We start from the raw sequence: 8058 nt of genomic DNA, 5'->3' as shown, positions 1-8058 counted from the left end.
CAGTTGTTTTTGTTTGAACAATGGAGGGACGCAGGAGGCTAAGGAAAGCGTGCGGATGGAAGAGCACGTCCAAGCAACAAGTCTTGTGGTGAGTCAAATGCTTACTGCTTTAAGGACAAGTTGTGATGGGGAGGGAAATTAAGTACCGAAGTTCCCGATGTCACACTGCCAAGAAAAGCTTCTAGTTAGAAAACAACTGCCCGTACCGCAAACCGACACAGGTAGTCGAGGAGAGAATCCTAAGGTGAGCGAGCGAACTCTCGTTAAGGAACTCGGCAAAATGACCCCGTAACTTCGGGAGAAGGGGTGCTGACCGCAAGGTCAGCCGCAGTGAATAGGCCCAAGCGACTGTTTATCAAAAACACAGGTCTCTGCAAAATCGAAAGATGACGTATAGGGGCTGACGCCTGCCCGGTGCTGGAAGGTTAAGAGGAGAGGTTAGCTTCGGCGAAGCTTTGAATTGAAGCCCCAGTAAACGGCGGCCGTAACTATAACGGTCCTAAGGTAGCGAAATTCCTTGTCGGGTAAGTTCCGACCCGCACGAAAGGCGTAACGATTTGGGCACTGTCTCAACGAGAGACTCGGTGAAATTATAGTACCAGTGAAGATGCTGGTTACCCGCGACAGGACGGAAAGACCCCATGGAGCTTTACTGCAGGTTGATATTGATTGTTTCTGCTACATGTACAGGATAGGTAGGAGCCATAGAAGTCGGGACGCCAGTTTCGATGGAGGCATCATTGGGATACTACCCTTGTAGCAGGACCAGTCTAACCCGCCGCCCTTATCGGGCGGGGAGACAGTGTCAGTCGGGCAGTTTGACTGGGGCGGTCGCCTCCTAAAAAGTAACGGAGGCGCCCAAAGGTTCCCTCAGAATGGTTGGAAATCATTCGTAGAGTGCAAAGGCAGAAGGGAGCTTGACTGCGAGACAGACAAGTCGAGCAGGGACGAAAGTCGGGCTTAGTGATCCGGTGGTACCGCATGGAAGGGCCATCGCTCAACGGATAAAAGCTACCCTGGGGATAACAGGCTTATCTCCCCCAAGAGTTCACATCGACGGGGAGGTTTGGCACCTCGATGTCGGCTCGTCGCATCCTGGGGCTGTAGTCGGTCCCAAGGGTTGGGCTGTTCGCCCATTAAAGCGGCACGCGAGCTGGGTTCAGAACGTCGTGAGACAGTTCGGTCCCTATCCGTCGCGGGCGTTGGAAATTTGAGAGGAGCTGTCCTTAGTACGAGAGGACCGGGATGGACACACCGCTGGTGTACCAGTTGTTCTGCCAAGGGCATTGCTGGGTAGCTATGTGTGGAAGGGATAAACGCTGAAAGCATCTAAGCGTGAAGCCCCCCTCGAGATGAGATTTCCCATCATCTAGAATGAGTAAGACCCCTGAGAGACGATCAGGTAGATAGGCTAGGAGTGGAAGTGCAGCGATGTATGGAGCGGACTAGTACTAATCGGTCGAGGACTTAACCAAGATTTAGAATAAAAAAAGCAAGCGATGAATGAGCTTTGGTCAGCTGTTCAGTCGTGTTATGGATTCAGTTTTGAGGGAACGTTGTTCCTTTAATTAAATAATTGTGCGGTGACGATGGCGAGAAGGTCACACCTGTTCCCATCCCGAACACAGAAGTTAAGCTTCTTAGCGCCGATTGTAGTGAAGGGTTTCCCTTTGTGAGAGTAGGACGTTGCCGCGCAGTAATTTTATTCCGCAATAGCTCAGTTGGTAGTAGCGCATGACTGTTAATCATGATGTCGTAGGTTCGAGTCCTACTTGCGGAGTTCTCTTTTTATGAAGAGGGATATGATTGATTATAATAGGTTCTCTGGAGAGTTGTCCGAGTGGCCGAAGGAGCACGGTTGGAAACCGTGTAGGCGGGAAACCGTCTCAAGGGTTCGAATCCCTTACTCTCCGTTCAAAAATATTATTATAATGGCCCGTTGGTCAAGCGGTTAAGACACCGCCCTTTCACGGCGGTAACACGGGTTCGAGTCCCGTACGGGTCATAACAAATTGTATTTATAGAAATACATGGAGGTTTAGCTCAGCTGGGAGAGCATCTGCCTTACAAGCAGAGGGTCGGCGGTTCGATCCCGTCAACCTCCATTGGTTCCGTGGTGTAGGGGTCAACATGCCTGCCTGTCACGCAGGAGATCGCGGGTTCAAATCCCGTCGGGACCGTTTTATCTTCTTAATGTATAGCTGCATAAGGAAGTATAATTCACTTGGACGTATGTCCACAGTGTTGTTTCACAGATTGGCCTGGTAGCTCAGTTGGTAGAGCACTTGATTGAAGCTCAAGGTGTCGGCGGTTCGATTCCGTCCCAGGCCACCATGGAGGGGTAGCGAAGTGGCTAAACGCGGCGGACTGTAAATCCGCTCCTTCGGGTTCGGCAGTTCGAATCTGCCCCCCTCCATTCTTTTTTTGTTTTAGGGGTATAGTATAATGGTAGTACTACGGTCTCCAAAACCGTCAGTGTGGGTTCGAATCCTACTACCCCTGTTTTGGATTATTATGGCGATTGTGGCGAAGTGGTTAACGCACCGGTTTGTGGATCCGGCATTCGTGGGTTCAATTCCCATCAGTCGCCCCATTTTTGGGCTATAGCCAAGCGGTAAGGCAACGGACTTTGACTCCGTCATCGTTGGTTCGAATCCAGCTAGCCCAGTAAGATTATAACGAAGGCACAGCCACCTATTGACTGAACTAAATATTAGTTGAAGTCGTGGGTGCTTTTTTTTCTTAACAATCTTAATATGTAAGATGCCGGCGTGGCGGAATAGGCAGACGCGCTGGACTCAAAATCCAGTGCCCGCGAGGGCGTGCCGGTTCGACCCCGGCCGCCGGTATACTTTAGCACCATCATTTCTTATGAGATGATGGTGCTTTTTTTGTAGTAGTATAGGGTAATATAAGTTTCTGGAGGAACGTCATTCATTGTGTAGACGTGCAAAGGTCAGTTGAAAAGGTCCAACTCTTGCACTATTTACCGCGAAAGCGTGAAAAAGTCAGCTTAAATCAACCAACCTTTGCACGTCGAGTCACCCTAACATAACTCCTCGACTTATTCCACGTGGAAAAAAAGCTTGATTTAACAATCTTTGGACCGGGTGATTCCTTTGTGGACGTGCTTAAATGATGCATAAACGGAGATTGTTAGATAAATAAAATGCTTTTTTTTTAGGTAAAAAGGAAGGAGCCGGCTTTCAGGGAATTACAAAACGCTGAAAGCCGGTAAAATATGAAAAATACCGGCTTTCAGCAAATTCAGAAACCGTGAAAGCCGGTAGAAGAGGTAAGACGCCGCTCTAACTGCTTTCAAACGCAACTTTCATCACCCACACTATAGATTACTGTCCGATAAGGCCTAAGTTTTTCAACATATTCGTATATCTGGTATAATAAGATGATTAAAAATATTATATAAGGAGTGAGAAATAATGGAATGGATACGATTAATTGGTATTGCTATTATTGTCGTTGGTTTTGTTCTAAAGCTTGATACGATTGCTGTTGTTTTAATTGCTGCAATTGTGACCGGGTTAGTATCCGGTATTTCTTTTGTGGAGATTTTAGAAATTTTAGGCTCTGCATTTGTTAATAATCGTCTGGTTACATTATTCTTTTTAACGTTGCCAATGATTGGACTATCTGAACGTTTCGGTCTAAGAATGCAGGCAACGAATTTGATTCAAAAACTTAAAGGTTTAACTTCAGGAAGAATGTTAACGTTGTACCAATTCATCCGTGAAATTGCGGCCTTTTTCTCCATCCGTTTACAAGGACACACTCAATTTGTACGTCCGATTGTAGATCCGATGGTGCAGGCTGCTGCTAAATTGAAATACGGGGAAATTGACGAAGAGGATAGAGAGATGTTAAAAGCAAAATCGGCTGCTTCCGATAACTTCGGAAACTTCTTTGCTCAAAACACTTTTATCGCAGCTTCTGGGGTATTGATGATTACTGGAACAATGAAGTCATTGGGTTACGAAATTACTGAAATTGCTGTCGTTAAAGCTTCATTTCCGATTGCCATCATTGCTTTAATACTTGCTGCACTTAATAACTTGGTGACAGATAGACAGATGGCACGCAAATATGGTAAAAAAGGAGGTCGTAAATAATGAACGCAGCATATATTACTGAAACGTTAGTACCGTTACTGCTTGATATGTTCTACATGTTTATCGGCGTACAGCTCTTTTATACGGCATACCGCGTGATGAAGCAAACAGACCATCCGACTCGTTTCGGAACAGCTATTTTCTGGGCTTTATTAGGAATTATCTTTGCATTCGGTAACATGATGCCTCCCGTCTTCAGTGGCCTATTCTTAGTGATTATGGGGCTATTGACTCTCTTCAAACAAGTAAAAATGGGTAGACTGGAAACAACGACCGAAGAAGAACAGGCTGCGCATGCAGATCGCATCGGCAATGGTATTTTTGTGCCCGCTATTATCCTGGCAATTACGGCGGTCGTAATCGCTCAATTCACTCCTTTTGGTGGACAAGTCGGGATTGGGGTTGCAGCAGTAGTTTCTTTATTGGTTGCAATGGGTATTTTCCGCGCGAGCCCGAAAGAAGCTTTGGACGAATCGGATCGCATGGTGCAACAAGTTGGTACGACAGGAATTTTACCGCAACTGCTTGCTGCATTAGGTGTTTTATTTACGACAGCAGGGGTTGGCGATGTAATCGCTGATTTGATCTCAGGTGTTGTTCCTCAAGGTAATCGTTTGATTGGCGTTATTGCCTATGTGTTTGGTATGGTTATCTTTACAATGATTATGGGGAATGCCTTTGCCGCCTTTACCGTCATTACGGCAGGTATCGGCTTGCCATTTGTAATTGCGCAAGGAGCGGATCCTGCGATTGCGGGTGCTTTGGCGATGACAGCAGGTTTCTGTGGGACGTTAATGACTCCAATGGCTGCGAACTTTAACGCGTTGCCAGCAGCTTTGTTGGAAATGAAGAACCCAAATGGTGTTATTAAAGTTCAAACGCCAATGGCACTTATACTGATTGTGATTCATATTGCCTTGATGTATTTCTGGGCATTCTAAAAGACAGAAAGGAACGATATTATGAAAATTCTAGTGACAGCCTTCGATCCGTTCGGTGGCGAGAAAATCAACCCGGCGCTTGAAGCCGTAAAACTGTTAGAAGACGAAATTGCCGGTGCTGAAATTGTGAAGTTGGAAATCCCAACTGTTTTCCATAAGTCAGCCGAAGTCATGCGTGAGAAAGCTTTGGAAATTAAACCGGATATGCTCCTTTGTATCGGGCAAGCAGGCGGTCGTTATGCGATTACACCGGAACGTGTGGCGATTAACCAGGACGATGCCCGTATCCCGGATAATGAAGGCAATCAACCGATTGATGTCGAAATTCAAAAAGACGGCGCACCGGCATACTTTGCTACCTTGCCGATTAAAGCAATGGTCGAAAAAATCAAAGCGGCTGGCGTACCGGCAGCTGTGTCGAATACTGCGGGTACGTTCGTATGTAACCACATTATGTATAATGCTTTGTATTTAGCGGAGAAAGAATTAAATGGCATTCAAGCCGGTTTTATCCATGTTCCTTATATTCCGGAACAAGTAGTCAATAAGCCGGAGCAGCCCGCAATGAGTCTGGTTGATATGGCGAAAGGTCTAACAGCTGCTATTGAAGCAATGGTTGAATTCCATGACAAAGAAGACTTAAAATTAGTCGGCGGAGCAACACATTAAAAGAAGAGACACTGACAAATGATTGTCGGTGTCTTTTTTTGGTCAAAAATGTTATATTATAGGCGAAATAGAGTGGAAGGAGGGACTAGCATGCAACTCCAGGCACGCGCTAATAAACTGGCTGCGAATTTAGGCGGTGTCACTAATATTGTTGGAATGGAAGCGGGCAAACAGCTATTGGTCATCCAGGTTGCTCATTTGGAATACGTTGAAATTGATCGTATTGCGTCTGATCCGTTTGTTGCAGAAGTTATTTTGGGAAAGACAAGTGTCAGTATTTTAACCACGGATAAATCTGCGCGCCACTTGCTGACAGGGTTACGTCTCTCGGAAACAGGGCAGGAAGAAGTGAGCGAAGCACCGTTTCAATTATTTGTTCATCTGCGTAACTTTCTGTTGCCACTGCTCTCAACTATTATGGCCGGTGGAATTATTCAAGCCATTGTCGTCCTATTCTTGTCATTCTCAATGTTCGAGTCTGTCACCGAAACTTCGACGACATTATCGACTATCTTTACGCTTGTCTTTATGATTCTGCCTGTTTTGATAGCATTCTCAAGTGCGAAGTATTACCAAACGAATCCCTACATTGCTGCCGCGATTACTGGTATGATGTTGCAGCCGGCTGTAAGTGAATTCGTCTCGACCCGGATGTTGGAGCAAGTCTTAAATTTCCCACTCATTAATAATCATCAATACAATACGATTCTGCCTGTTTTAGTTTTGGTTCCGTTTTTAGCTTACATTGATCATTATCTCGTCCAACGTGTGGCTCCTCGTATGCGGCCCATGCTCCAGCCTTTTATCTTGATGGGCACGGGTTTAATTTTTGGAGTCGTCGTTCTGTTACCTTTGATGGCCATAGCCAGTCACGTTTTGGTTGCTATCTTTATTATCATCGCTGAACAAGTACCGTTTTTGTCTACGTTATTGATGGGTGCTTTTGGCCCTTTGTTTGTTGTGACGGGAACGCATTATTCTTTCTTTGAAGCAGTAAATCAATCGTTGGTCACACGTGGTTATGACAGTTTACTGGGGCCGGGCATGTTAATTTCGAATGCGGCTCATGTCGGGGTTGCTTTGGCCTTAATGTTAAAAAGCCGGAAGAAGACGTACCGAGTTTACAGCGGTGTGAGTGGCTTATTGGCGCTGTTGGGTGTTACCCAACCCATTATCTATGGTGGGGAACTCATTCTAAAAAATCTGCTGTGGTACGTCATGATTGGCGGAGGAGCAGGAGGCTTGGTTGCAGGACTATTCCAATTGAAAATGTACCAATTTATGAATCCAAATATTTTATCCATGTTGGCATTTGTGGATAGTACCGGAAATATCTTGGTAGCAATCAGTAGTATGCTGGTTGCAGCAATCGTCGCTTTTGCATTGACTTTTTCACGACCGATTTATGAATTATCTGATGAAGAAATTCGTATTGCGACCACCGGGCAAGGGCGCGATGTGATAGAATAATGAAGGAGGGTGAGCAGTGAAAAAGATTGAGCGCAGTACAGTATATTTAGAAGAAAATCTGGCATTGTTACAATGTCCAGTCTGTAAAGAAGCGTTCCAAGAAGTGTCCAATCAAGGTGTAAAATGTGCGAACAACCACCACTTTGATTTAGGCAAAAAAGGAACGCTTCATTTATTGTTAAAAGGCGGCCAGAACGACTATGACAAAAGTATGTTGTCGAGTCGAAAAGCATTGGCTGATACCGGTTTTTTTCATCCCATTTTGGATGCAATTTTGAAACATATTCCCCAGGATGCAACGTTATTGGATGTTGGTTGCGGGGAAGGATCCCATTTACATTATTTAACAGAACAAGGATTGTCCGGTAAAAAAATTGGTTTTGATATTTCCAAAGATGCTATTCAACTGGCAGCAGCACACTTTTTTGATGATGCCTTTTGGTGTGTGGCGGATTTAGCCCAATCACCATTTGGAGAAAAGCAATTCGATGCGATCTTAAATATTTTTTCGCCATCGCATTATCAGGAGTTTAATCGTGTTTTGAAGTCGGAAGGGCGCGTCTACAAAGTAGTGCCAGATACGGATTATTTAATTGAGTTACGTCAGCGTCTTTACGGCGAACGTGCGTATGAAAATGACGATGTCGTGGCACGCTTCAAAGAAGTTTATCCGGATTGTATACATGAACATGTGAGGTATGAAGTGGCCCTGACTGAGGATACATTCCGTTGGTTGGTTGAGATGACGCCACTTACATGGGGCGCTAGTGAAGCTGACATAGAGTCATTATTGGAAAAGCCTCTGAAAACCATTACTGTTGCGGTTTCGTTGCTTATAAACCGCTAAGAAG

5 protein-coding genes, 11 tRNA genes and 2 rRNA genes (1 of these 18 running past the window's edge) are annotated in these 8058 nt (G+C 45.3%); all 18 read left to right on the top strand.

All coding sequences use genetic code 11. The features are described from left to right. A 23S ribosomal RNA gene (locus G7058_RS03310) occupies window positions 1–1475 on the top strand (it extends 1439 nt beyond the left edge of the window). A 104-nt stretch (window positions 1476–1579) separates the two neighbouring features. Beyond that, a 5S ribosomal RNA gene (gene rrf, locus G7058_RS03305) occupies window positions 1580–1695 on the top strand. Window positions 1696–1706: 11 nt separating this feature from the next. Further along, window positions 1707–1780, top strand: a tRNA-Asn gene (locus tag G7058_RS03300). 46 nt (window positions 1781–1826) lie between these two features. Next, window positions 1827–1913: transfer RNA gene (locus G7058_RS03295), tRNA-Ser, on the top strand. 20 nt (window positions 1914–1933) lie between these two features. Beyond that, a tRNA-Glu gene (locus G7058_RS03290) sits at window positions 1934–2005 on the top strand. A 27-nt stretch (window positions 2006–2032) separates the two neighbouring features. Next, window positions 2033–2105, top strand: a tRNA-Val gene (locus tag G7058_RS03285). A 2-nt stretch (window positions 2106–2107) separates the two neighbouring features. Continuing rightward, window positions 2108–2180: transfer RNA gene (locus G7058_RS03280), tRNA-Asp, on the top strand. 78 nt (window positions 2181–2258) lie between these two features. After that, window positions 2259–2334 (top strand) — tRNA-Phe (locus tag G7058_RS03275). Window position 2335: 1 nt separating this feature from the next. Next, a tRNA-Tyr gene (locus G7058_RS03270) sits at window positions 2336–2416 on the top strand. 15 nt (window positions 2417–2431) lie between these two features. Beyond that, window positions 2432–2502 (top strand) — tRNA-Trp (locus G7058_RS03265). Window positions 2503–2517: 15 nt separating this feature from the next. Next, window positions 2518–2593, top strand: a tRNA-His gene (locus G7058_RS03260). Between the two features lie 4 nt (window positions 2594–2597). Then, window positions 2598–2668, top strand: a tRNA-Gln gene (locus G7058_RS03255). Window positions 2669–2765: 97 nt separating this feature from the next. Further along, window positions 2766–2849: transfer RNA gene (locus G7058_RS03250), tRNA-Leu, on the top strand. A gap of 591 nt (window positions 2850–3440) precedes the next feature. Further along, entirely contained in the window at window positions 3441–4127 is a 687-nt protein-coding gene (locus G7058_RS03245) for a DUF969 domain-containing protein (RefSeq protein WP_166062216.1), read from the top strand. After that, window positions 4127–5068, top strand: a complete 942-nt coding sequence (locus tag G7058_RS03240; RefSeq protein WP_166062215.1) for a DUF979 domain-containing protein — start codon at window positions 4127–4129, stop codon at window positions 5066–5068. Before G7058_RS03245 ends, G7058_RS03240 begins: the two co-directional genes overlap by 1 nt. A gap of 21 nt (window positions 5069–5089) precedes the next feature. Beyond that, window positions 5090–5737: a pyroglutamyl-peptidase I gene (gene pcp / locus G7058_RS03235; protein ID WP_166062214.1), complete on the top strand. Its 648-nt coding sequence runs from the start codon at window positions 5090–5092 to the stop codon at window positions 5735–5737. A 90-nt stretch (window positions 5738–5827) separates the two neighbouring features. After that, window positions 5828–7207 carry a PTS transporter subunit EIIC gene (locus G7058_RS03230; RefSeq protein WP_166062213.1) on the top strand — a complete coding sequence of 460 codons (1380 nt, stop codon included), beginning with the start codon at window positions 5828–5830 and terminating at the stop codon, window positions 7205–7207. 16 nt (window positions 7208–7223) lie between these two features. Beyond that, window positions 7224–8054, top strand: a complete 831-nt coding sequence (locus tag G7058_RS03225) for a methyltransferase domain-containing protein (RefSeq protein WP_166062211.1) — start codon at window positions 7224–7226, stop codon at window positions 8052–8054. The last annotated feature ends 4 nt before the right edge of the window (window positions 8055–8058 follow it).

It is taken from the genome of Jeotgalibaca porci, assembly GCF_011299095.1.
Lineage (GTDB): Bacteria > Bacillota > Bacilli > Lactobacillales > Aerococcaceae > Jeotgalibaca > Jeotgalibaca porci.
The sequence above is the reverse complement of the archived record's forward strand: the minus strand, read 5'-3'. Positions and strand labels throughout refer to the sequence as shown.